This is a genomic window from Sorangium sp. So ce145, from assembly GCF_051525985.1.
In the GTDB taxonomy this organism is placed as follows: Bacteria; Myxococcota_A; Polyangia; order Polyangiales; family Polyangiaceae; genus Sorangium; species Sorangium cellulosum_B.
This window is the reverse complement of the sequence record NZ_CP150315.1, coordinates 9,087,638-9,110,078: the sequence shown is the minus strand read 5'-3', so window position 1 is coordinate 9,110,078 and position 22,441 is coordinate 9,087,638. Positions and strand designations below refer to the sequence as shown.

The window sequence follows — 22,441 nt, the reverse complement described above, 5'->3', positions numbered from 1 at the left end:
CTACGCTCCGTTACGGCGTGGCCAAATACTCAAGCACTGGCTCGAGCAGCGCGTAGTTCCCGGCCGCACCGTACTCAATCGGCATTACTCCTCGGTCGAGCATGCGCTGCTGGTCACGCATCGAGATGCCCACACCAAGGAGGTAATGCCGAGGTGTGCCACCCGAGCCGAACACCTCCTGCCACTCGTCGAGCACCAGCCGGAGATCCGGATCGGTGAGCGAGTGCCCAATGAAGAGCAGCGAACGGGCCGCTACGAGCACTCTTAATGCTTCCCTGTAGACCGGGTAGTGCACGAGGCGCCGGTAGCCGGCCTCGCTGAGCACGCATGTTTGCGGGCGATCGGCATCCCCGTGGAGCATTAATACCAGCAGTGGTGCGCCGGCAGAGAGGTCGGAGAACGCCCCCGGATCGAAGGGCGTATAGACCTGCGGCGCTTGGGCGCGGCGCTGGCTCACCGCGTTCTTGAGCCACGGGTCGTAGTTGGTCGTTGCGAAGTGTGCGACTGGCAGGGCGGCGACTAGCTCGTACGCACGCGGCGCGATCGCAGCTGGGCGCTGGTACTCCCGCTTAATCGCATCGCTCACGCGCCCGGGATGGAGCAGCTGCTCGAGATCTCCGGCCACTTCGAGATATTTCCCCTGTTTCAGCTCGTGGCTCAGTTCGCTGCGAGTCACCGCGGTGGGCACGGTGGCGATGAGCTGCTCGAGCAGTTTGGTCCACGAGAGTAGTCCCTGCGAGAGCCCGGAGCCGATGACGGGTAGCACCGCGTTCTGCCCCCCATGGAGGAGCGCGCGAACTGGGTCGAGCTGCGTGCGGATAGCTTTAGGAAGCCGTCGGGTCGCCACAGAGTGACATTACACTAAAATCTGAACGGGCAGATCATTATCAGCGGGGTATGTTGAATGATGATGCGATGCGTCGAATAGGTGGGGAAAGTCCGTTCGACAGCTCTCCATGCGCGGATGCCGCCGCCTGGATACCGGCGGAACTACTTCTGCCTCGGATTCGGTCCGCACATGCAGAAGCGCGGGGAGCGCAGCCACCATCAGTTTTCCGCAGCAATCTGACCGACTCAGTATGCGCGGCGCTCCCCTGCGCGGTCGAGCGATCGCAGGCATCGGCTCCACCAGCCAGAGCGGTTCCAGGAGGGGGCGTGCCGCGACCTCGGGGTGGGGACGACGGCCCCGATCCTGCTGGGCGAGATGAGCCAGCGGATCGGTACCGGAAGCTGCCCGAGTCCGGCGCGACGCAACCCGCGCCACCGTCGGGTCGGTAACTTGGGCATGATCGCTCCTGACGAGCTCGACGGCGTCGCTGAAGCTGTTCTCGCGGAGGAGGCCGAGCCGCTTTCCCTACTGTTGACGCTACCGTTAGATGATGGGTAGGAGCCGCTTTTCGCTCACGCAGGATGATGGCTCGCTCACGCGCACGATGGCCATCGCCCCCATCCGGTGCCCGGAGCCCCCGCCGGAGGCTCCGTCCGCCCATCGCCCGCGCGACGTGGCCGCCGGGGCGCGCAGGGCGCGTCAAGCGCGGCGCAGCCGCCGAGCCCTGCGAGGGAACCCTTGACGCGTCCGAGCACCCCGGCACGCTCAGGACGCGATGAGCCGACCATCACGCCCGTAACCGGGGCCCGCTCACCGTCACGATGGTCATCAGCCAGCCCGAGCGAGGAAGCATCAACCAGCTTGATTCTCAACACGGGGAGCTCGACACTACCCCCAAGCAGCCAGGGAAAAACTAGGGCGACGAGTAACTAAACATCGGCATCTCCTCCTGGGCTAGGGTAGCGATCCCTGGACCGAGGCGGCGCCCCGCGCACCCCCGCCCAGCGCTGCGAAGGAGCCCCCGATGAGCCGTTACGCCGACCATGAACCCGCCTGCGTGGACTCGCCCGCGAACGCGATCGAGCTCGTCATCGACGCGCGCGCCCGCGATCTGGGCGGCTTCTCCGTGCGGCGCGTGCTGCCGTCGGTCCGCCGCCGGCTCGTCGGCCCGTTCGTCTTCTTCGACCACATGGGCCCTGCGCGCTTCGCCGTGGGACAGGGCATCTCGGTGCGCCCGCACCCGCACATCGGGCTCGCGACGCTGACGTACCTGTTCGAGGGGGAGATCCTCCACCGCGACAGCCTCGGCACGGCGCAGCCGATCCGGCCGGGCGACGTCAACTGGATGGTCGCCGGGCGCGGCATCGTCCACTCCGAGCGCGGCGACCTCGCGCACGAGGCGCACCTCCATGGCGTCCAGTGCTGGCTCGCGCTGCCGATGGCGCACGAGGAGGACGCGCCCCGCTTCGAGCACCACCCGGCGGCGACGATCCCCGTCGTCACCCGGGAAGGCGCCACGCTGCGCGTGATCGCGGGGGACGCCTACGGCGCGCGCTCGCCGGTCGGCGTCCTGTCGCCGACGCTCTACGTCCACGCGGAGCTCGACCCGGGCGCGACGCTCCCGCTGCCCGAGGAGCACGCGGCGCGCGCGGCCTACGTGATCGACGGGTCGGTCGGCTGCGAGGGCCAGCGCTTCGGCGAGGGGACGATGCTCGTGTTCCGCGCCGGAGCGCAGCCGGAGCTCCGCGCGCTCTCGCAGAGCCGCGTGATGCTCCTCGGCGGCGCCCCGCTCGAAGGCGACCGTCACATCCTGTGGAACTTCGTCTCGAGCTCGCCGGAGCGCATCGAGCGCGCGAAGCAGGACTGGAAGGCAGGGCTCTTTCCCAAGGTGCCGGGCGACGACATCGAGTTCATCCCGTTCCCCGACGGGTGAGGGGGCGCGAGCGCCGGAGCGGCGCGCTCAGGCGCCGCATTCGAGGGAGCCGGAGCGGCGCGCTCAGGCGCCGCATTCGAGGGAGCCGGAGCGGCGCGCTCAGGCGCCGCGTTCAAGGGAGATAGACGGGCCATGTTGAACGGAGCTTGTTACTGCGGTGCCGTGCGCTTCGAGGTCGACGACGCGTTCGGCTACGCCTTCTACTGCCATTGCTCGAGGTGCCGGAGGCGCACCGGTGCCGCATGCGCCGCCATCGGCGGAATCGAGATCGACAGGCTCCGCGTCACCGCGGGGCGGGAGCACCTGCTCCGGGTCGGCGAGTCCGAGGACGGGTACCGCTGCGTCTGCAAACAGTGCTTCTCGCCCGTGTACGACGTCGTCCGCGAGCAGCGGTTCGCGCACGTGCAGCTCGGCACGCTCGACGGCGCGCCGGCGAAGGGGCCCGATCACCACATCTACGTCGGCTCGAAGGCGCCCTGGCATCAGATCACCGACGCCTACCCCCAGTTCGAGGAGCTGCCGGCGTAACACGCGGCCCGACCGGGCCCGGGATCCCGCAGGCCGCCGCCCCGGAGCTCGATCGACTACATTTGTAGTTGACGGAGGGCCGCCCATGAACGACACTTGTCGTCGTGGGAACCGAAGCGCTGACCGATCTGCAGCTCGCGGTGATGAAGGCCCTCTGGGCCGTCGGGGAAGGCTCCGTCGGGGACGTCGCCTCCGCGATGGCGGAGGACGGGCGGGAGCTCGCTCCCACGACGGTGGCGACCTTGCTGCAGCGGCTCAGCCAGCAGGGGTGGGTGGAGCGCAAGCGGTCTGGCAGACAGTTCGTGTACCGCGCGTCGGTCGAGCAGAAGGAGGCGGCCAGGGGCGTGCTCCACCGCGTGCTGCGCTCGTTCTTCGGCGGCAGGGCCTCGGCCCTCACCGCGCAGCTCCTCGAGTCGGAGCAGCTCAGCCCTGAAGAGCTCGAGGAGATGCAGCGGCTGATCAAGGAGAAAGGCGCGTGATCGTGGCGCTCCACCTGCTCGCGGGGCCGGGCGCCTGGCCCGGCATGGCGGCCCTCTGGCTGGCGCTGCTGCTCACCTGTTCGGCCCACGCCGCGGTGTGGACCGGGGCGGCGGCGCTCCTGGCTCGCCGGCGATCCCTCTCGTCCTCCACGCGGCACCTGCTCTGGAAGATGGCGCTGTTCGGTCCGCTCGCGACACTGCTGCTCGCGGCGGCGATGTCATGGGCCTTCGAGCGTGCGCCCGGGGACACGGCATCTCCTGGAGAGATCGCGGTCCTGTCGCTCGAGGACGCTCCCGCGCGGGCGGTCCTTGATGCCGCACGAGAGATCGGCGGCTCGACCGGGGAGAGCGCCGGCGCCGGATCACCGGCGTGGCGCGCCGGGGGAAGCCAGGCGTGGAACCTGCTCGCCGCGTGCACGGCCGGAGCGGCCGCGCTGGGGCTGCTGCGGTTCGCCTCGTCGGCGCTGCTGCTGTGGTGTGGCCTCCGCGGGCGCAGGGCGGTGCAAGACGCGCGGCTACTCCGGCGGCTGGAGCGGCTGCGCGCCCGGATCGGAATGCGCCCGGTCGCGCTGACGGAGAGCGCCGGTGTCGGCAGCCCGCTCGTCATCGGAGCCTCCGAGATCTGCGTCCCGCTGGCGAGGCTCGCCGCCCTCACCGACGCTGAGGTCGACGCCGTGTTCGCGCACGAGCTGGCGCACATCGAGCGCCGCGACGGGCTGTGGTTTCCGGCCGCTGGCCTCGTGCAGTCGGTCCTGTGGGCGCATCCGCTCGTGCACTGGGCGTCGTCCCGCTTCCGCCAGACAGCGGAGCTCGCTTGCGACGATCGCGCCGTCGAGCTCACGGGGGATCCCCTCGGTCTGGCGCGCGCCCTGGTCCAGGTCGCGTCGGGGGCGTCGCTCGCCCCGCGGCGGCCGCTGGTCCCGGCCATGGCGCGCTCGGCGGGCGCGCTCCTTCCGCGCGTCCGGCGCCTCCTGGATGCGGGGAGCCGGGCGCGATCCACGCCGAGCCCTCGGGCCCGGCGGCGCGCCATCGCGAGCCTCGCCGCGGCCGGCGTGGCGGCTGCGGGCCTGAGCGTCCAGGTGGCGCGCGCGCGGCCGCCGCTGCTCGCGACAAGCGCGGCTGGCGCGCTCGCGCGGGATCGTGGCGCTGCCCTCGACGTGACGGCATTGCCGCCCGACGCAGCCGCGGCGAGCGAGCAGATGGCCGAGCTCGCGCGCCGCGAGCGGGAGATCGAGGCGCGGCTCGAGGAAGCGCTGCTCCTCCCCGACGCGCAGCGCGCGGACACCCAGGCCGCCGTGCGGGTGCTCGAGCTGCGCCAGGAGCTGAGGCACGCGCGCGCCGCGAAGGCCTGGATCGAAGAGCGATTCGTCGACGAATGGGTGACGTGGGAGAGGCGCCCGCGGGCGTCCGGCAGCGCGCTTCGGTAGCGCGCTCCGCACACCGCACGGGCCTGTCCAGAACAGGCCGAGGAATCCCCCTCATTTTGCCGCCGTTTTCAGCGGGGAAATTGAACAGGGAGGCGGGGAGACAGGGAGCATTTTGAAGATTTTCCTCCCCGTCTCCCCGCCTCCCTGTGAATTCTCGAAAGAAACTGAGGGGATGTCTCGGCAGAACAGGAGCTGACATGTCGATCATGAACAGGACGCCGAGCGCGCGGCGCACGATTGCGCGCGCGGCGCGTGCGGGGTTGACCGCCCGGGCGCTGTGCGCGGTCGCGACGATCGGGCTGACGGCCGCCGGCTGCGCGCGCGCGGAGGTCGTCACCCTGAAGCGAACGGGACAGCCCATCACCGTCCACAGGCCAGCGCTGTATCCGGAGACGATCGAATTCGACAGCAGCAGAGGCAAGTTCCTTGTGAGCTCGTTCAGGGAGGGCGCGATCTACGCGGTGGACGGCGATGGCGGCGTCTCCCGTGTCGTCGACGACCCACGCCTCTGCTCGGTGCTCGGCATCGCCGTGGACGTCGAGCGGGGGCGGCTCTGGGCGGTGAGCTCCGATCTCGGCGCGAGCATCAAGCCGTCTTCCGCGGGGCCGAAGAACCTGGCCGCCGTGGGCGTCTACGATCTCTCCACGGGCAAGGCCATCCACTACGTGGATCTCGCGCCGCTGTCCCCCGGCGCTCACCTCGTGAACGGCATCGCCCTGGACTCCGCCGGCAACGCCTACGTGACCGACAGCTTCTCGCCGACCATCTACAAGGTCGATCCGCAGGGGAACGCGGCCGTCTTCCTGCGGGACGAGCAATTTGCCGGCGATGGGATCAACCTCAACGGCGTGGTCGTCCACCCCGATGGCTATCTGCTGGTCGTCAAGAAGAGCGATGGCAGTTTGTTCAAGGTGCCGCTCGCGAACCCGTCGCGGTTCGCCAGGGTCGATGTCGCCGAGCGGTTCGTGGGCGGCGACGGGCTGACCCTGGTGGGGAAAAAAGATCTCGTGGTCGTCGCGAACCAGGCCGCCGGCGTCGCGTCGAACGCCGCGTTCTCGCTGTCGAGCGAGGACGGCTGGAGCACCGCGAGGTTGCGCGCGGTAGAGCGGCTCGGCGACGTCTATCCGACGACCGGCGTGCTCCGCGACGGAAAGCTCTATGTCATCCACAGCAAGCTGAACGAGCTCATCCAGTCGTCACCGGAGCAGCGAGGGCGGCTGCGGGTGGAGGCGACGATCCAGCAGATCGGGAGCGCGGCGCTGTAGCCGCGGCGCGCCCCGCGGCCGGCCCGAGGCGGGCGGGGTCCTGCGGGGCGCGCCCTGCGGCGGCGTCAGGGCTGGTCTTCGCCCTGGCCCTGGCCGTCGTCGGTGTTGCCGAGATCGGGGCATTTCTGCGCGATGACGTCACACGCCGCGACGGGGGCCTCGAGCGCGCTCGTCGCGGAATCGCAGCTGAGCGCTCGGACCTTCTCGGCGTTCGCCAGCATGCACGCCTCGTACTCGGCTACCGTCGCGGTGCAGCCGACGCGCGTATCGGCCGGCGGCAGACAGCTCGGCGTGGCCGTCTCGTCCGCTCGCGCCGGCGGCTGCTGGCCCTCGGCCAGGCACTTGTCCCTCACGACGGTGCACACCTGCCCGACCGTGGACCACAGGAGCCCGACGAACTCGCAGGTATCCTGCTTGGTGAGCACGAGGTTCGGCGTGAGCGATTGACACGTCGTGTCTTCGTCCGCGGTCGTCAGGTCCTTGAGCTGCTTGCTGCTCAGCGCGGCGGGGATCGGAGCGGCCGCCACATCCTTGCCGCCCCAGAGGACGAGCGACAGGAAGGCCGAGAGTGCTCCGAGTCGAATCAGTCGATTCATTCGTTCTCTCCCTTGTACGAGCGGCCGGCTCCGGCCGCGGACGGGCTCGGAGCAACCGACGTACCCGGCGCCGCGTTGTGCACGACGGGGCCGCGCGGGTCCCCGTCGCCGCCCGTGGCGCGATGATCGAGGACGAAGCGCTCATGGGTCTTCCAGCCTTCCCTCCTTCGCGACCGCGCGCTCTGTCGAGATCCCATCCAATCCACCCTGGCCGCCTGTCCCTCGGTGTGTGTGTGCGCGCGCTCGCCGGCGCGGGCAGGATCGGTACAGGGCCGCTCGCCCTGCCATGGCGGCGGCGGGCCCACACGGGACGGCGCTCTGGTGCTCGGGCGAAGCGGATAGGACGACGTGAAGTCGAGCCATCCGGCGCAAGGACGAAAGGGAGAGAAAATCCTGGCTCTCCTGGCGGCCTTGGCGTCCTGGTGAACGCCCGGCACGCGCTGCGGCGCCGGCCACGGCGAGCGCCGCGCCGGAGCGAAGCGCTGCCGGGGGAGTCTGTCAGAAGAGGTCCCGCTCTCCGCCCGGATACACGAAGGAGCTGCGGGGCGAGTACCACGAGGCGCTCTTCACCACCTGGACCGGGCTCCCGGGCCGCAGCGCGTACACCGGGTGATCCTTCGCGAGGAACTCGACGGCGAGGAGCTCGTACGGGTCGGCCATGTCCGCGATATAGGGGTAGTTGCCGGCGACGAGCCGCCCGTCGACCTTCGTCACGTAGGCGAGGTGGCCGCGCGCGACCACGCCGATCTTGTTGCCGACGAGCGCCCTCGTCCGGATGATGGGCACGCCGTCGACCGAGGTGGTCACCACGAGCTCTCTGCCGTGCAGCTCGAGCGTCGTCGCCCCGGGCGACGCCGGCACGCCGCGCTCGCGCACGTACCGGCGCACCGTCTCGGAGGAGTTGAAGTAGTGCGTGAAGAACCGGGCCGGGGCCCCGCCGTCGGGCGTCGTGTGATCCGCGAGATCCAGCCCCAGGTAGGTGAGCGAGTATGCGCCGAAGCCGGAGGTCTGCTCCGGTTTGTCGACCACGTACTGGTTCATGTAAATGGCCTTGTTCTCCGCCGGCCTGATCCCGTCCGGCAGCAGCGCCGCGGCGGCGGCCGGATCCGCTGGGACCCAGCTCGAATAGAGCATACGGCTGTCGATGACCATCTGCGGCGCGGCGAGCTTCGACTCCGACATGGTGCTTTCCTTCTCCCCCCGGGGAGACGAGCAGTATCACAACTCGACGCCCGGTGACGCACGAGCCGCCGGCCGACCCCGCGGCGAGCGCCGCGGCGCCCGGGCCGCTACTGGACGAGCGAGCAGACGTAGAACCGCTTGTTGTCGCAGTAGTCGCCGCTGCACTCCACCGCCGTGATGAACCGGTTCGTGCCGAAGTGTACGTACCACTCCTCCTCCGACAACCAGCCCGACCAGGAGCAGCCCGTGAGGCGCCCAGCCGCAGGTTTGGTGCACTCGAGCGAGATCTCGTCGCAGTAGCTGTCCGCGCAATCGATGCCCGTCACGATGCCCTTGCTCCCGCGGCCGCCGAAGCAGTAGCGCACGTTGTCGCCGAGCTCGAACGCCTCGCAGCTGCCGCCGCTCGGGCCGTCCGAGCACACCACCTCGCCGAGATCGCTGTCCCCCTCCTCGGAGAAGTAGCTCGTCCAGTACCTGGTGGAGATGTCCAGAGAGCTCCAGGAGGGCAATCCGTTGCAGTGCAGCGCGACCTCGTCGCAGTAATCCCCCCAGCACGCGAAGCCGGTGGCGGCCTCGGGGCCGGGACAGTAGGCGGGGGCGTCTTCTTCCGAGACGTAGCCGGTCCAGCCAGCCTGGGCGGGAGAGGCCGCGGCGATCGACGCGAGCGCAACACAGCCTCCGAACAGCACGGCGATCTTGTTCATGACAGCAAGGCTCCTTTCTCTGTCGTGTCGGCAGGGCATCGTCGGTCGGGCATCGGCCGGAGGGTTCCGGCCAGGCGTGCGTGGGTCGGGAACCTCCACGCGGCCTCGCCGTCTGCGTTCGAGCGCCTGCTGGCGACGTGGAATAGCAACCGATGCGCCAAGCGCCGCGAGCGCGCCGCGCGCCGGCGTTCACGGGGGTGCAGGAGGAGACGCGCGCGGCGCGCGGCGAGCGGCTTGAGCCAGCTTCGCGCAACTCGAGCGTCGTCGGCCCGAGCTGGTTCGGTCAGATGGTGGGGAGGTAAACGTACGGCGTGGCTGTAATACGAGCAATCGACATCGACCCGTGCCCAAACCGGGACCCCTGCGGTCTCTCCAGGTCGAAGGGGCCAGCGAAGGCGGGTCCCCCTCCGGGGTGCCGCGCTGCACTGAACGGCAGGCGCCCCGCCGTGCATCCAGGAGAGCTCCGCCGGCGGCGCGACCGCGCCGTGGCGGTGGCGGCGCGCGCTGCGCGTGGCGTCCTCTCGCGGATAAACGGTTTGCTCGTTCACCAGGGCTCGTTGTTCTTTTTTCGAGGAGAAATGTCATGAACTTTCGTTCGATGCTCTCTTTTGCTCTTCCGCTCCTGCTCGCCGCGTGCGGCGACCCCCAGGTGGGCTCGGAGTATCCGGGCGAGGCGCTGCTGACGGTCGAGGGGACGATCGTCAATGAGCTCAGCGTCGCGCCTGCGGGGCCGGTCGACGCCGTGCTGGTCTGGAACACGGTAGACGGCTCCAGCGATGTCGAGAGCTTCCCCGCCCGCGCGGCGGTGACCGGGAGCTTCCCCGCGAGCTTCACGCTGTCGATCCATGAGCCCCCGCAGGAGATCGCGCTCAACGATTTCAGCAAGGAAGGCCTCGTCGACACCCGGGTCGGCATCGCCACCATCGAGGCGGCGCTCGACGAGGCCTCCGCCGGGGAGGGCGCCTCGCTCGGCGTCGATGAGGACCATGTGATCGTGTACGTCGAGAGCGAGATGGCCGCAGACGGTTTCTGGTCGAATTTCTTCGGAGGGCAGGTCTCCCCCGGATTCCACGTCATGGATGTGTTCCGCCGCGAGGGCGAGGTGGATGCAGAGCTGCAAGCGGCCTTCGACGCCTGCGACGCCGCGGCGACGACGGAGGCGGAGCACAAGGCCTGCTACGGGCATGACGCGAAGAGCAAGATCCGTCCCTCCGCCGGCGGGTCGAGCACGACGCTCACCGTCCGGATGGCGCCCTCCCAGGATTTGACGTACCCCGACTGGCACTGATCGTGGTACACGCTGGGACGTGGAGGATCGCGAGGCGCTGGTGTCGCTGATCGAGGCGGCCTACCGGCAGCATGGGCACCTCGTGCTGCGCCGGGCGCGGCGGCTCCTCGGGAACGAGCAGGAGGCGCGGGAGATCCTCCAGGATGTCTTCGCGTCCCTGCTCGGCGAGCCCGGGCAGCTCGACGGCAAGGGCCCGATGGTGGGCTGGCTCTACGGCGCCACCACGCACGCGTGCCTGAACCGCATCCGCGATCACAAGAACCGGCTGCGGCTCCTCGACACCCACGTTGCACCCCTGCAGCAAGAGAGCGCGGCGGCGTCCGCCGAGAACGCCCTCCTCACGCGGGAGCTCCTCGCGCAGCTCCCGGGCGACCTCGCGCAGGTCGCCGTCCACTATTACTCCGATGAGATGACCCACGAGGAGATCGCGCGCGTGATGGGCTGTTCCCGCCGGCACGTCGGCAATCTGCTGGAGCGGCTGAAGGCCACGCTCTCCGACCGGATGAGAGAAGGGAGTTCGAGTCCATGACGCCAGCGCGACCCGAAGGGTGCCTCTCGGAGCTGATGCTCGACGAGCTCATGGCGGGCGAGCTCGACGCGGCCGCGGCGCAGGGGGCGAGCGCGCACGTGGCTGGCTGTTCGCGGTGCTCGGCGCGGCGCTCCGAGATGGAGGCGGCGCGCGCCTCGTTCGCGGCGTCGGCGCCGCCCCTGCGGCTCGCCCGCGGCGCCCCGGCGGCCCGCGCCGCGGAGAAGGTCCGCCCGCCGCGTCGATGGCTGGCGCCCGCGGCGGCGAGCGCGCTCGCCGCGGCGGCAGCGGCGCTCTTCTTCTTCCGCTTCCACGCCCCGCCAGAGGGACGAGACGCGGAGATCCCCGGCGAGCGCATCAAGGGCGCGGAGCACATCGGCTTCTACGTCAAGCGCGGCGGGAGCGTCCTGCCTGGCGGGGCGGGCGAGAGGCTCCATCCAGGCGACGCGATCCAGTTCACGTACTCCAGCGCGGAGGCGCGATATCTCGTGATCCTGAGCGTCGACGGGGCCTCCCAGGCGAGCGTGTATTACCCGAGCGGTCCTGTCGCGGCGCGGATCGAGCCGGGCCGGGAGGTCCTCCTCCCGCAGAGCACGGTGCTCGACGACACGCTCGGCACCGAGCGGATCTTCGGGCTGTTCTGCTCGGAGGCGATCGCGGTCGAGCCGCTCCGGGCCGCGCTCGCGGCTCACCCCGGCGCGCCGCCCGCCCCGCCGGGCTGCGACGTCGACGCGCTCACGGCGGAGAAGGTCGCGGCGTCGCCGTGATTCGCCGTCGCAGAGCGGCGCTCGCCGCGGCGTGCGGCCTTGCCGCCGCCGCCTCCGCGGCCCCGGCCGAGGCGCGTATCGAGCGCTTCGCGGTGCTCATCGGCAACAACGCCGGAGAGAAGGGCGAGGTCGAGCTCCGGTACGCGGAGGACGACGCGTCGAAGATGTACGACGTGCTCAAGGACCTCGGCGGCTTTCCCCCGGCGAACCTGGTGCTCTTGCGGAGCGAGGGCGCGGAGACGGTCCGGCGCACGCTCATCACGATGAACGACCGTGTCCGCGCGGCCATCTCGAGCCCGGACACCGATGTCCTTTACCTCGTCTATTACTCCGGCCACGCCGACGCGAACGCGCTTCACCTCGGGCCGACGCCGCTCTCGCTGACGGAGTTCGAGCAGCTCGTCCGCGGCTCGGCGGCCTCGGCGCGGCTCTTGATCGTCGACTCGTGCCGCTCCGGGGCGCTGACGCGCGTCAAGGGCGGCACGAGCGCGCCCCCCTTCGTCATCAAGCTCGATCAGCGGCTCGCCGGGCAAGGGATGGTGACGCTCACGTCGAGCTCCGGAAACGAGGACGCGCAGGAGTCCGATGAGCTCAAAGGGTCGTTCTTCACCCACGCGCTCGTCTCGGGGCTGCTCGGGACGGCCGACGCGGATCGGGACGGCGCCGTCTCCCTCGAGGAGGCGTACCGCCACGCGTACGAGAGCACCCTGCGCGCCACGAGCCGCACGTGGGCCGGGGCGCAGCACCCCACCTTCCGTTACGACCTCCGCGGCCAGGGCAAGCTCGTCCTGACCGAGCTGCCGGTCCATGCGTCGCTCCGGGGCGTGCTCCGCTTTCCCGCCGGCAGGGCCTACCTCGTGATGCGAGACTCCAGCGAGGGCGCGGTGGTGGCCGAGGTGGGGGCGAGCGACGCGACGCGGACCGTCAGCCTGCGCCCTGGCCGTTACTTCGTGCGGGGGCGAGGCCCCGATTTTCTCCTGGAGGGGAGCGTCGACGCCGGGGCAGGGCAGACGATGGATGTCGGCGACGAGCGATTGAGCCGCGTCATGTTCGCCCGGCTCGTGCGCAAGGGCGGCGGCGTCCGCGAGGTCGCGCACGGGCCGGTGGCGGGCTATCAGCTCAGGACGCCTCTTGTCCCGGGGGATTCGCTCTGTCACGGCGGCTTCGTCGGATACGGGATCGAGCTCCAGCACCTCGGCGTCGCGCCCCGGCTCAGCGCGTGCCGCAGCGCCTTCCAGAACGAGCGCCTCGCGGCGAGCAATGATGAGCTGGGCCTGGATGTGCGCCTGTCCCGCTCCCTGGATCTGCCCGTGATCAGCCTCGGTGTCGGGGTGGACGTCGGCCTCGCCGTCATGACGCAGCGGTTCGAGACCGCCGGGCGCGCGCCTGACCGCCATGGCCTGGCAGGGGCGTTCGGCGTCGATGCAGGGGTGAACATCGATCTGGCGGAGGGCTTCTACCTCGGCGTCGAGGCGGCGGCGCAGACGTACGTCTTCAAGCAGCAACGCGCGGGAAGCGACGAAAGCGAGGTCGGCGCCGCGGTGGCCATGCGGCTCCGCGTGGGCGTGGGCATGAGCCTTTGACGCGGGCCGCGATCCTGCAAAATTGCCGCGTCGCCATTGCGCACCTCCAGCGTCGCCCCGGGGTCTTGACGCAGGATCGGAGTGAGCTCAACGTCGTGGGATGGGGAAGCCGTGGTGGATGGGCGTGCTTGCGCTGATTGCGCTCGCGCCGGCTTGTGATGGCCGGATTGTGCGTGACGTCGAAGAACCGCCGGCGGGCGGAGGCGAGGTCGGATCGACGGCAGGGGCTGGCGGTGCCGGCGCCACGTCATCCGGCTCGGGCGACCCCGCGGTCGTCGCGAGCGCCAGTTCAGGCGGTCAATCCTCGGGAGGTGGGCCGAGCGAGCCGGACGCAGGCGCAGGCGGAGCCGCAGGCGCAGGCGGGGACGGAGGCGCAGGCGGGGACGGGGGAGCGGGGGGCGCTGCGCAGGGGTGCGAGCCGGGCCGTTCACTCGGCGGCGTCGTGAATGCCAATCGCCAGGAGGATCTCGAGAAGCTGCGCGGTGTTTCCGTGCTCGATGGCAGGCTCACCATCGGCGGGGAAGTCTCCGATCTGTCCCCGCTCGCGTGCCTGACGACCATCACGGGCCGCCTCGATATCAACGACACATTTCAGCTGTCTACCCTGGACGGTCTCGACGCCCTTTCCTCCATCGGGATGCGGCTGGAGGTGATGCGGAACCTATCGCTGCTCAGCCTCAGCGGACTTTCGAGCCTGCGACAGGTCACGGGAATCATCGACATCCGTGAAAACCCGCTCCTCGAGAGCCTCACCGGCGTCGGGGTGAACGTAGGGGAGCTGCGCGTGATCGACAACGATTCGCTCGAGTCCTTGTCAGGCCTCGAAACCATGGAGGAGGGGGAGCTCTGGATCGAGGGCAACGACCGGCTCGCGACGCTGGACGGGCTGGGGAACCTCCGCCGAGGGAGCCTCACCGTCTTCGACAGCGACGCGCTGACCAGCCTCGAGGGCCTCGGAGCCATCGAGGAGCTCGATGAGCTCGCCATCTCCGAGAGCGACGGGCTCGCCAGCCTGGAAGGTATCGAGCGGCTCACGAGCGTCGAGCACCTCTTTTTGTGGAAGAATCGGCAGCTGAGCTCGCTGCGCGGCCTCGACGGCCTCGTCCAAGCGGGGTTCATCGAGATCGGGTTGAACGAGCGTCTCGTGGACCTGACCGGGCTCGCGGCGCTCGAGACCGTCAACTCTCTCGAGGTCAGCGGCAATCCCTCGATGGTCAGCCTCGACGGCATGCTATCGCTCCGCGGTATCCAGTATCTCACTGTCAGTGGGAATCCCGAGCTCGTGAGCGCCGGCGCTCTCGCGCATGTTCCCTCGGGCGAGGACCTCATGCCGGCGCTTTACTTCTCGGGCAACCCCAAGCTCACGCGCATCGATCTCGGCGGTGTAACGCACCTGCAAATGTTCTCCGTCTCCGGCTGTGACTCCCTGTCGGATCTGTCCGATCTCGCCGGCGTCACCCAGCTGGCGGCGCTCGGCGTGGGCGATAACGCCGGACTCATGAGCCTCACGGGAGTCGAGCAGCTCTCGGAGCTCGATCACCTGTCGATCAGCCACAATCCTCGGCTCACGGATCTCCGACCCCTGAGCGGCCTCCGCAACGTATACGGGATCGGAATCGTCGGTAATCCTGCGCTCACCACCCTCGACGGGCTCGGTTCGCTCAGCGAGGGCAACGGCGTGACCGACAGCGTGACGCTCGAGGACAACGATGCGCTCGTGGACATCGACGCTCTGCGCGGCCTGGTCCACGTACGCCAGCTCACCATCCAGGGCAATGACGCATTGCCTGCGCTGACCGGGCTCGAGGACCTGGCCGAGATCACCTTCCTCTTCGTCGAGGGGAACCGGTCGCTCGCGACGCTTCGCGGCCTGGGAGCTCGAACGATCGCTGCTTGGATGCGGATCGCGCACAACGACAGCTTGCCGAGCTGCGAAGTCGAGGCATTCATGGATCGCCTCTACTGGCTGCCCGAGAGCACGATCGAGGAGAACAACGGTACCGGGACCTGCTCGCCCTGAGCCCGCGGGGAGGCCACCGCCGCTGTTGACGCTCGACACCGACGCGCGCCCATCTCTGTGTCAGGATGTGCCGGCTATTCTGGCACAGAAGCGCTGAATTCCCCAAGATCTCGTGTCTGGCATGCTTGCTGCTCACAGGCGGCCCCATGACAACGACATCCTTTTCTTCGGCTCAATTTCGGATCGCGCTCGCTCACCGGCTGACCCGCGCGATACTCACCTCGGCGACGCTCGGCATGGTGGCTGGAGGCGCCGCGTGCAGCGGCGATGTCGTCCGGGACCGCACGTCGGGCGAAGGTGGCGGCGGCCTCACCGCGGGAAGCGGCGGCCGCACCTCGGGCGACGCGAGCTCGGGATCGCGTGGAGAGGACGACGCGAGCTCGGGATCGCGTGGTGAGATGGACGGGCAAGGCGGCGGCATCGACGGTGGCCCCGTGTCGGCGAGCTCGGGTGGTGTCTACTACGACACCGTCGAAGGCACCCACTGCATCCCGCGGGAGGAGGTCAGCGGGCAGGGCGGTGCAGGGGGAGCTGGCGGCGTGGGGGGCCAGGGCGGCGCGCCCGCGAGCCCGTGCCCTCCTGTCAACCCTTACGATAGTAAACACCGTTTCCCAGGCAGCGGCTGCGGAGTCTACGAGATCGGCGAGGGCGTCCTTCGAGATGGTCAGTGCTGCTACGACTACACCGCGGAATGCGCCTCCGTGGGCCGCCCATTCGTCGTGGGCGAGCGCGCCCGCACCGCGCGGGCAGCGCGGCGGGAGGCGGGCGCGTGGGGCGCAGCGGTGCGCCCGGACGTCGCGCAGCTGACGCCGGCAGATCGCGCCGCGCTGGCCGATGCGTGGCTCCGCGACGCCTTGCTCGAGCACGCATCCATCGCCTCGTTCTCGCGCTTCGCCCTGGAGATGATGGCCGTCGGCGCCCCCGCCGCGATGCTCGCCGCCGCGCACGAGGCCGCTCTCGACGAGGTGCGCCATGCGGCGCTCTGCTTCGGGCTGGCGAGCGCGTACGCGGGCGCGGCGCTAGAGCCCGCGCCGTTCGAGTTCGGCGGCCTCGTCGAGGTGAGCTCGGATCTCCCCGAGATGGCGGCGCGCGCCGTCCGTGAAGGCTGCGTCGGCGAGACGCTCGCCGCGGTGCAGGCCAGCGAGCAGCTCGCGCACGCGAGCGACGCCGCGGTCCGGAGCGTCCTTGCCACGATCGCCGAGGACGAGGCCAGGCACGCCGAACTCGCGTGGCGCTTCGTGGCCTGGGCGCTCCAGGCGGGCGGCGATGCGGTGCGCCGGGCGGTCGCTGCGGCGTTCGATGCCGCCCTCGCGGCGCCCCCGCCGGCCGCCCCGGCACAGGCCGCTCCAGCCCTGGCCGCGCACGGGCGGCTCGAAGGCGCCGCCCTGGCCACCACGCAGCGCCGCGCGATCGCGGACGTCATCACGCCGGCCATGCGCACGCTGCTTTCGGCCCAGCACCGCGGGTGAGAAATCCTGCGAGAAAAGCCGATTGAGAATGAGCCGTCGCCGGAAATTCAGGCGCCACGGGCCGGGAGAGTTGCGCCGCTGGAGACGCTCAGCGTAGTCCCGGCGGCCCGTCGGGCGGACGGCCCAGGGTCATTCGGCGGGCACGTGCAGGACGAATGGGTCCGACGTGGTAAAGAACACGCCGGTGTACCCGGCGACGTACAGATTGCCGTCGGCGTCTGCGGCCGCGGCGAGCGCCGTGTCGCTGCGCGGCGTCCCGATCTCCTTGGTCCATTGCGCTGCGCCGCTCGCGTCGAGCTTGCGCACGTAGACGTCCTCTTCGCCGCTGCTCGTGGATCCCACGAGGTAGACGTCGTTCTTGCCGTCGATGGCCAGGGCAAAGCCGTAGTCGTAGGACGCATTGCCGGCGTGGTGAGTCCATGACGTCGCGCCGTCTGCGTCGAACTTGCGCACGAAGGCCTCCGGGGATCCCTCGCTCGGGCCGCCGACCTCGCCGGCGGTGCTCCCCGCAACATAGAGGTTCCCGCTGCCGTCCACGCGCGCGGCGAAGACGAAGTCGTTCTCCGTGGAGCCGAACTGCCGAGTCCATGACGTCGCTCCGCTCGAGTCGAGCTTCCGGACGAAGGCGTCCCGCTGTCCTCGGTCCGAGTCTGGGACGACGCCACCGGAGGTGTATCCGCCGACGTAGGCGTTGCCGCTGCCGTCGACCGCCACGGCCATGGCTTCGTCCTCGTCTGGCCCACCAAACAGCTGAGTCCACGCTGGCGCGCCGTTCGTGTCGATCTTGGTCACGAACGCCTCACCCGTGTTCTGGCCGCCGCCGTAGCTGGTTCCGACAACATAAGCATTTCCTTGGCCATCGACAGCCAAGGCGTTTGCCGACTCCGAACGCCACGTGGCAAGCTGCCGTGTCCACAGCGTCGCGCCGCTCGAGTCGAGCTTCCGCACGAACGCGTCGCCAAAGCCTCCGCTGGCGCCTTCGAGCCCGCCCCCCGTGGTTCCAGCCACGTAGACGTTGCCGCTGCCGTCGACCGCCACGCCCTTGGCGTGGTCGTCGCTCGATGTCCCAAACCGCTGAGTCCACACAACGGCTCCATGCGCATCGAGCTTGCGGACGAAGGCGTCCGATTCACCGCCGTCCGCTCCGAGCGCGCCGTAGGTGTTTCCCGCGACGTAAACGTTGCCGCCGCCGTCGACCGCCACGGCAAAGGCCGCGTACGAGCCCTCCGAACCGAATTTGTAATAAGGGTCGGCGCATACGGCATCGGCGGTTGCTGTTCCGGCGGTCGCCACACCGCCCTGTGGCCATGAGCTCGAAGCCGGCGCGCAATCCGTGAAGGGCGTGCACGCGCGCACGTTTTGCATCGTCGAAAAGGTACCATCGCCGCAGATCACGCACTGGCGATCGCTGGTGTCGGTGCCTTCCTTCGCGATGTACTGACCCGGGGGGCATCGCGACCACGCCTTGCAGGTGTTGCTGGGGTCGCCGTCATGGTCGAACGAGCCATCAGGACAGATCTTGGGTCTGTCGTCCGGCGCGCCACCTGCTCCTCCGTCGCCGGGCGTTCCGCCTTCGCCCGTGGCTCCGCCCGGCCCCACGCCGCCTTCGCCCGTTGTTCCGCCTGAGGTCCCTCCGCCTTCGTCGGTTGCTCCGCCCGACGCCCCTCCGCTGCCGCCCGAGTTGCCGGCGGCGGCGGTCGTGTTCCCAGCGCCACTCCCAAGGCCGCCGCTCGCGCCCGTTCCTCCGCTCGATGTTCCGCCGCCTGTCGCTCCGGTGCCTTCCGAGTGGCCTGTGCCTCCGGAAGAAGGCCGGGTGTCATCCTCGCGGACCGTGCTTCCGCAGCCGAGAAGGACGATTCCGCCGAGGAGCAAGCCGCTGACCTGGCGGTACGCTGGCCGCTGGCGATCGTGGTTTGAATGCATACTGACCCCACTGCCCCCGCGCAGCGCGAGCGCTGAAGTATCGTACGCCACTCTGCTGAGGAAGTCGGCGAGTTCTTCGAGCAGGATCGCGCTTTCAGTGTGATTGACAGGTTGTGGCGCTGCTGCTCGCGGCGATCTGCGGGTGTCATGGGGCGAGCGCCCCTGCCTTCCGCGATCCAATGCGAGGGTGGGAGGCGGCTGCCGCCGCCTGACGCCTTCGCGCTGAGCGCAGCGCTCGGGCTCTCGGGGAAACCCTCCCCCTCGAGTACACCTGCGACGGGAAGGACTTTCCTTTCAGCGGCATGCCACGACCTCCGACGCTCAGCCGGCGGCGTTCGCCGTGCCGCCCGCGGCGCCCTGAGCCGCCCCACGCTTCGCGGTGGGGCGTGGCGCCCTTCACGCCACCGCGAGCACCCGAAAGCGCTTCGAGACACGCTCTGGTCGTCCGCGCGGGGGCACGCCGGCCCTCCTGGAACAACGGCGCTGGTTCAACAACCAATCCGCGTAGCCACCCGAGGCGGCGCCGCGCCGCTGGACGGCGCGCGCGGATACGGTTAGCTCCAGACCATGAACCTCACCGACGTCCTGCGGGAGCTCGCCGCGCTGAGCAACGAGAAGATGCGCGAGGTCAACGCCCGCGCCGGAGACGCCCACGGCGTGAACCTCACCCAGCTCCGCGCGCTCGCGAAGCAGCTGAAGGCGGACCACGCCCTGGCAGGCGAGCTGTGGCGCACCGGGGACCCCGACGCCCGCCTCCTGGCGACGCTGGTGTTCAAGCCAAAGGCCTTCTCGGCGGACGAGCTGGACGCGATGGTCCGGGAGATCGGCTATCCCAAGCTCCTCGACTGGTTCATCGTCAACGTGGTGAAGGCGTCGCGGCACGTCGAGGAGCTGCGTGTCCGCTGGAAGGACTCCGCGAGCGAGCTGGTCGGGCGCGCCGGCTGGAGCCTGACGACGGACCGCGTCGTGAAGAGCCCAGCCGGGCTCGATCTCTCCGCGCTGCTCGACCAGATCGAGGCGGAGATGAAGGCGGCACCAGGCCCGAAGCAGTGGTCGATGAACCACTGCCTCGCCGAGATCGGCATCCACAACCCCGGGTTGCGCGCCCGCGCGGTGGCCATCGGCGAGCGGCTCGAGGTGCTCAAGGACTACCCGGCGTCGCCGGGCTGCACGCCGCCGTTCGCGCCGGTCTGGATTGCGGAGATGGTGCGGCGGCAGAAGGCGGCGAAGACGCGGGGCAAGTGAAGGGGGGCGGCGCGCCCCGCTACCGATGGCGTGAAATCGGCATGCTCGCGCGCCTGCGCTCGGCCCGCCGCGAGGCGAGGCGCGACGCGACGGGGGACAGCAGAACAATCCAATTGCAACAGGAGCAGACTGCGCCGGGGGTAAGGTCAAGCGCGCGCTCCCGTGCTGGATGATTCCATGATGGTCTGTCAGACCGTCGGGCGCCGGCATCGGGTGCACCGAATTGGCGCGGACAGATCTTGCGCCTTGCGATGCAGCACACTAGACCTGAATCAAGCGCTTGGCGATCCGTGAAATGAGCCGGTCCGCCGTCTCGAATCGTCGAACGGATCCGTCCTGCCGGAGAGCCGGAGCTCGGTGATCGTCGCTGCGGCTGGTCAAGGAATCCTCGTTTCATGTTGTGGGGTTGTGGGTCCACCGTCGACCTGCCCGTGCCTCAGTGCGTCGGGCAAGCCCGGTCGTCAGAGAGCATCAAGGAAGCGGAAGAGAACGGGCAGCTCGGGGCGCCAGGCGAGGAGCCGATAGACGAGCGTTCGACCGGTATGGAGAATTTGAGCCGGAACGAGAATGAACCGCTGCACGAAGGAGCGAAATTCCATGCGCAAAACGCGCTCTCGATCGGCCTCGTGGGCTTCGCGCCATCGCGGCTTCGTGGGCAGCATCAAAGCGAACCAAGCCTTCAGCGACCACGCAAGCGACGCGATCACCATGTACGTCCAGTTCGACTCGAGCGTGTTGAGGGGAGCGCGCAGCGCCGGGACGCCGTTCTTGAGCTGCGCGAGCATGTTCTCCTGGTTGCAGCGTCCGTTGGCCTCGCGGACGACCTGCTCGCACGTCATCTCGCGATCGTTGGTCACGTAGAAGAAGTAGCGGAAGGAATGTCCCAGGCACCGCTGGCCCCGTTCCTCGACGAGGGTCTTGCGGAGCGCGACAAAACGGTACGACCGCGTGGCCCTGGTGGGTCGATGCTCGAACTCTGCCACGTCCTCACGCTCGAGGCGCAGATTGCGATATTCGCGCTCGCGGACCACCTGCTCCTTGATGCGTGGTTGCTTCGCGCGCCTCTCCCTCCCCTCGAAGACCGTATCCGCCTCGCGAACGAGCGCATCATACTCGCTCGTGTCGTCGCCTTCGGCGCGCTCCACCATCGGCTTGGACGCATCGAAGCCGAACACGAAGCGCACGCCGTCGTCGTGCCAACGGTCGAAGTGCGCGGTCTGCGAGAACGCAGTGTCGCCGCGCAGCAGGATCTCTGTCCATCCGGCGCGACGGCAAAGCGCAATGGCACGGGCGAAGAACTCGGGTGCTCTTTCCTGGGAAGGCCGGTTCCCGCTGCGGTTGACGATGAACAGCGGTTCGCCGGTGTTCGCGAGCGAGACCACCAGCGGGTGGTAGCCCCACACGCCGTTGTACGCGATGTCCATGCCCTGCTTGCACTCGCCGCTGGTCGCGACGATCGAGCCATCCGCGTCGATGCGCGCCGTCTGCTCGAAGAACGCCGGCGACTGTCTCTGCCAGACGCCGACGCGCACGTCGTTCACGATGTCCATCAGATTCTGGATCTGCTCGGCCTCGAAGCGCCGGCAGAAGTCGCCCGTGGTGGTAGGGTCGGGGATCGTGCGCGCACCGAGCGCATCGAGGAACGCCACATCGTTGCGGCGTACCTCGATGTCGTCGAGGACGGCTCCGCCGCACAAGATGTTATAGGCGATATTGAGCACATGGTCGGCTTCGCTGTACGGGCGCCGGCGCTTTAAGATCGGCAGCCTCGTGTCGAGCGCGGTCACCAGCCCGACCTTGCAGGCCAGTTGATGAAGGGCACCGATCCCGCCGCACGGGATCGCGTGAACCCGATCCGATGCCTCGTAACGAATCGTGCGAGCGGCGAGCTCGGGACCCGTTCCACGCGGGTCGCGTCCACCCTGGGCGGGCTTCAGTCGCCGGGCGATCTTTCTCGCTTCACTTCGGACCCAACTTCGTCGATCCTTCACCTGAAAAGCCTCCGGGTGTTCTCTGTCAAGCTTCAGCAACTCGACAAACACCCGGGCTTTTCATTTTGATCCCGAAAAAGAGCGATCTCCAAGCGCTTGATTGAGGACTAGACTCCGATCAACGAGATGCAGTCACGGGAAAGGTGACTTGAAGCGCCGTCTGTGACGAGCTGATCGCGTGCTCATCGTGACTGGTGCGACGCTCGCGCTGGCGTTCGCGGCCGGGCTCGCCGCCGGAAGGATCGGACGAGGCACGCGAATGGGCGGCCAGCTCGATGTCCAGGCACGACAGCTCGACATCCAACCAAGGGAATTCAACTTCTACACGTGAGGGGCCGAGCGAGCGCTCGCGCCGCTGCAGCGGTGCATGGCGCCATCCGACTCGGTATCAACCGGCGCGCGTCGCGGCGTGCCGTTACAGGCGAGTCGACATTCCCCGATCGGTTCACCCTCCCTTCTCCCTCGACGCGGACAAGCCGCATCCATCGAAGCGGACGGACCGCTGGCAGGCATCACACCCACAACAGCAAAAGGATGTAGAATATGCGAACACGGTCATTAGCAACAGCTTTCCTCGCGTGCATCGCCCTCGCCACTGCGAGCTGCGCGATGGACGCGTCGGACGGAGATGAGTCGGACGGCACCGAGGAGACCGGTGACGCGACGTTGGCCTCGACGGTGTCGGG

Annotated in this window: 19 protein-coding genes; 13 read left to right on the top strand and 6 right to left on the bottom strand. The window is 69.3% G+C overall.

Annotation, left to right across the window (positions count from 1 at the left end):
* Positions 1 to 10: 10 nt before the first annotated feature.
* Entirely contained in the window at positions 11 to 766 is a 756-nt protein-coding gene (locus WMF34_RS33790; RefSeq protein WP_437990383.1) for an SIR2 family NAD-dependent protein deacylase, read from the bottom strand.
* A 1,087-nt stretch (positions 767 to 1,853) separates the two neighbouring features.
* Between WMF34_RS33790 and WMF34_RS33785 the strand changes: the two genes are divergently transcribed.
* The 5 genes from WMF34_RS33785 to WMF34_RS33765 all read left to right on the top strand — a co-directional run bounded on the left by WMF34_RS33785 (position 1,854) and on the right by WMF34_RS33765 (position 6,461).
* Positions 1,854 to 2,762, top strand: coding sequence for a pirin family protein (locus tag WMF34_RS33785; RefSeq protein WP_437990382.1), 909 nt, complete (start codon positions 1,854 to 1,856; stop codon positions 2,760 to 2,762).
* 132 nt (positions 2,763 to 2,894) lie between these two features.
* The gene (locus WMF34_RS33780; protein ID WP_437990381.1) at positions 2,895 to 3,290 is read left to right on the top strand and encodes a GFA family protein; all 396 of its coding nucleotides are present in this window, start codon (positions 2,895 to 2,897) and stop codon (positions 3,288 to 3,290) included.
* A gap of 104 nt (positions 3,291 to 3,394) precedes the next feature.
* Entirely contained in the window at positions 3,395 to 3,769 is a 375-nt protein-coding gene (locus tag WMF34_RS33775) for a BlaI/MecI/CopY family transcriptional regulator (RefSeq protein WP_437990380.1), read from the top strand.
* Positions 3,766 to 5,196, top strand: a complete 1,431-nt coding sequence (locus WMF34_RS33770) for a M56 family metallopeptidase (RefSeq protein WP_437990379.1) — start codon at positions 3,766 to 3,768, stop codon at positions 5,194 to 5,196. The genes WMF34_RS33775 and WMF34_RS33770 overlap by 4 nt, the downstream gene beginning before the upstream one ends.
* A 197-nt stretch (positions 5,197 to 5,393) precedes the next feature.
* Positions 5,394 to 6,461 carry a hypothetical protein gene (locus tag WMF34_RS33765; RefSeq protein WP_437990378.1) on the top strand — a complete coding sequence of 356 codons (1,068 nt, stop codon included), beginning with the start codon at positions 5,394 to 5,396 and terminating at the stop codon, positions 6,459 to 6,461.
* Between the two features lie 65 nt (positions 6,462 to 6,526).
* On the opposite strand, the gene WMF34_RS33760 is transcribed toward WMF34_RS33765, so the two are convergent.
* From WMF34_RS33760 to WMF34_RS33750, 3 genes are all read right to left on the bottom strand, one after another.
* A complete protein-coding gene (locus WMF34_RS33760; protein ID WP_437990377.1) occupies positions 6,527 to 7,057 on the bottom strand; it encodes a hypothetical protein in 531 nt (176 codons plus the stop codon).
* Between the two features lie 498 nt (positions 7,058 to 7,555).
* Entirely contained in the window at positions 7,556 to 8,239 is a 684-nt protein-coding gene (locus WMF34_RS33755) for a hypothetical protein (protein WP_012239224.1), read from the bottom strand.
* Between the two features lie 107 nt (positions 8,240 to 8,346).
* Positions 8,347 to 8,943 carry a hypothetical protein gene (locus WMF34_RS33750; RefSeq protein WP_012239223.1) on the bottom strand — a complete coding sequence of 199 codons (597 nt, stop codon included), beginning with the start codon at positions 8,941 to 8,943 and terminating at the stop codon, positions 8,347 to 8,349.
* Between the two features lie 583 nt (positions 8,944 to 9,526).
* On the opposite strand from WMF34_RS33750, the gene WMF34_RS33745 reads away from it, so the two are divergent.
* From WMF34_RS33745 to WMF34_RS33720, 6 genes are all read left to right on the top strand, one after another.
* Entirely contained in the window at positions 9,527 to 10,231 is a 705-nt protein-coding gene (locus WMF34_RS33745; RefSeq protein WP_437990376.1) for a hypothetical protein, read from the top strand.
* 19 nt (positions 10,232 to 10,250) lie between these two features.
* Positions 10,251 to 10,760, top strand: coding sequence for an RNA polymerase sigma factor (locus tag WMF34_RS33740; RefSeq protein ID WP_157907086.1), 510 nt, complete (start codon positions 10,251 to 10,253; stop codon positions 10,758 to 10,760).
* A complete protein-coding gene (locus tag WMF34_RS33735; RefSeq protein WP_437990375.1) occupies positions 10,757 to 11,524 on the top strand; it encodes a DUF4384 domain-containing protein in 768 nt (255 codons plus the stop codon). Before WMF34_RS33740 ends, WMF34_RS33735 begins: the two co-directional genes overlap by 4 nt.
* Positions 11,521 to 13,107 carry a caspase family protein gene (locus WMF34_RS33730; RefSeq protein WP_437990374.1) on the top strand — a complete coding sequence of 529 codons (1,587 nt, stop codon included), beginning with the start codon at positions 11,521 to 11,523 and terminating at the stop codon, positions 13,105 to 13,107. Before WMF34_RS33735 ends, WMF34_RS33730 begins: the two co-directional genes overlap by 4 nt.
* A 442-nt stretch (positions 13,108 to 13,549) precedes the next feature.
* Positions 13,550 to 15,127 (top strand): leucine-rich repeat domain-containing protein, encoded by a 1,578-nt coding sequence (locus WMF34_RS33725; protein ID WP_437990373.1) that lies wholly within the window; start codon positions 13,550 to 13,552, stop codon positions 15,125 to 15,127.
* 146 nt (positions 15,128 to 15,273) lie between these two features.
* Positions 15,274 to 16,596: a ferritin-like domain-containing protein gene (locus WMF34_RS33720; protein ID WP_437990372.1), complete on the top strand. Its 1,323-nt coding sequence runs from the start codon at positions 15,274 to 15,276 to the stop codon at positions 16,594 to 16,596.
* 129 nt (positions 16,597 to 16,725) lie between these two features.
* On the opposite strand, the gene WMF34_RS33715 is transcribed toward WMF34_RS33720, so the two are convergent.
* Positions 16,726 to 17,799 carry an SBBP repeat-containing protein gene (locus WMF34_RS33715; RefSeq protein ID WP_437990371.1) on the bottom strand — a complete coding sequence of 358 codons (1,074 nt, stop codon included), beginning with the start codon at positions 17,797 to 17,799 and terminating at the stop codon, positions 16,726 to 16,728.
* Positions 17,800 to 19,086: 1,287 nt separating this feature from the next.
* Here WMF34_RS33715 and WMF34_RS33710 point away from each other — a divergent pair.
* Positions 19,087 to 19,764, top strand: coding sequence for a DNA alkylation repair protein (locus tag WMF34_RS33710; protein ID WP_437990370.1), 678 nt, complete (start codon positions 19,087 to 19,089; stop codon positions 19,762 to 19,764).
* A 461-nt stretch (positions 19,765 to 20,225) separates the two neighbouring features.
* On the opposite strand, the gene WMF34_RS33705 is transcribed toward WMF34_RS33710, so the two are convergent.
* Positions 20,226 to 21,755: an IS1380 family transposase gene (locus WMF34_RS33705; RefSeq protein ID WP_437994682.1), complete on the bottom strand. Its 1,530-nt coding sequence runs from the start codon at positions 21,753 to 21,755 to the stop codon at positions 20,226 to 20,228.
* 178 nt (positions 21,756 to 21,933) lie between these two features.
* On the opposite strand from WMF34_RS33705, the gene WMF34_RS33700 reads away from it, so the two are divergent.
* Positions 21,934 to 22,086 carry a hypothetical protein gene (locus WMF34_RS33700; protein WP_437990369.1) on the top strand — a complete coding sequence of 51 codons (153 nt, stop codon included), beginning with the start codon at positions 21,934 to 21,936 and terminating at the stop codon, positions 22,084 to 22,086.
* Positions 22,087 to 22,441: the final 355 nt, after the last annotated feature.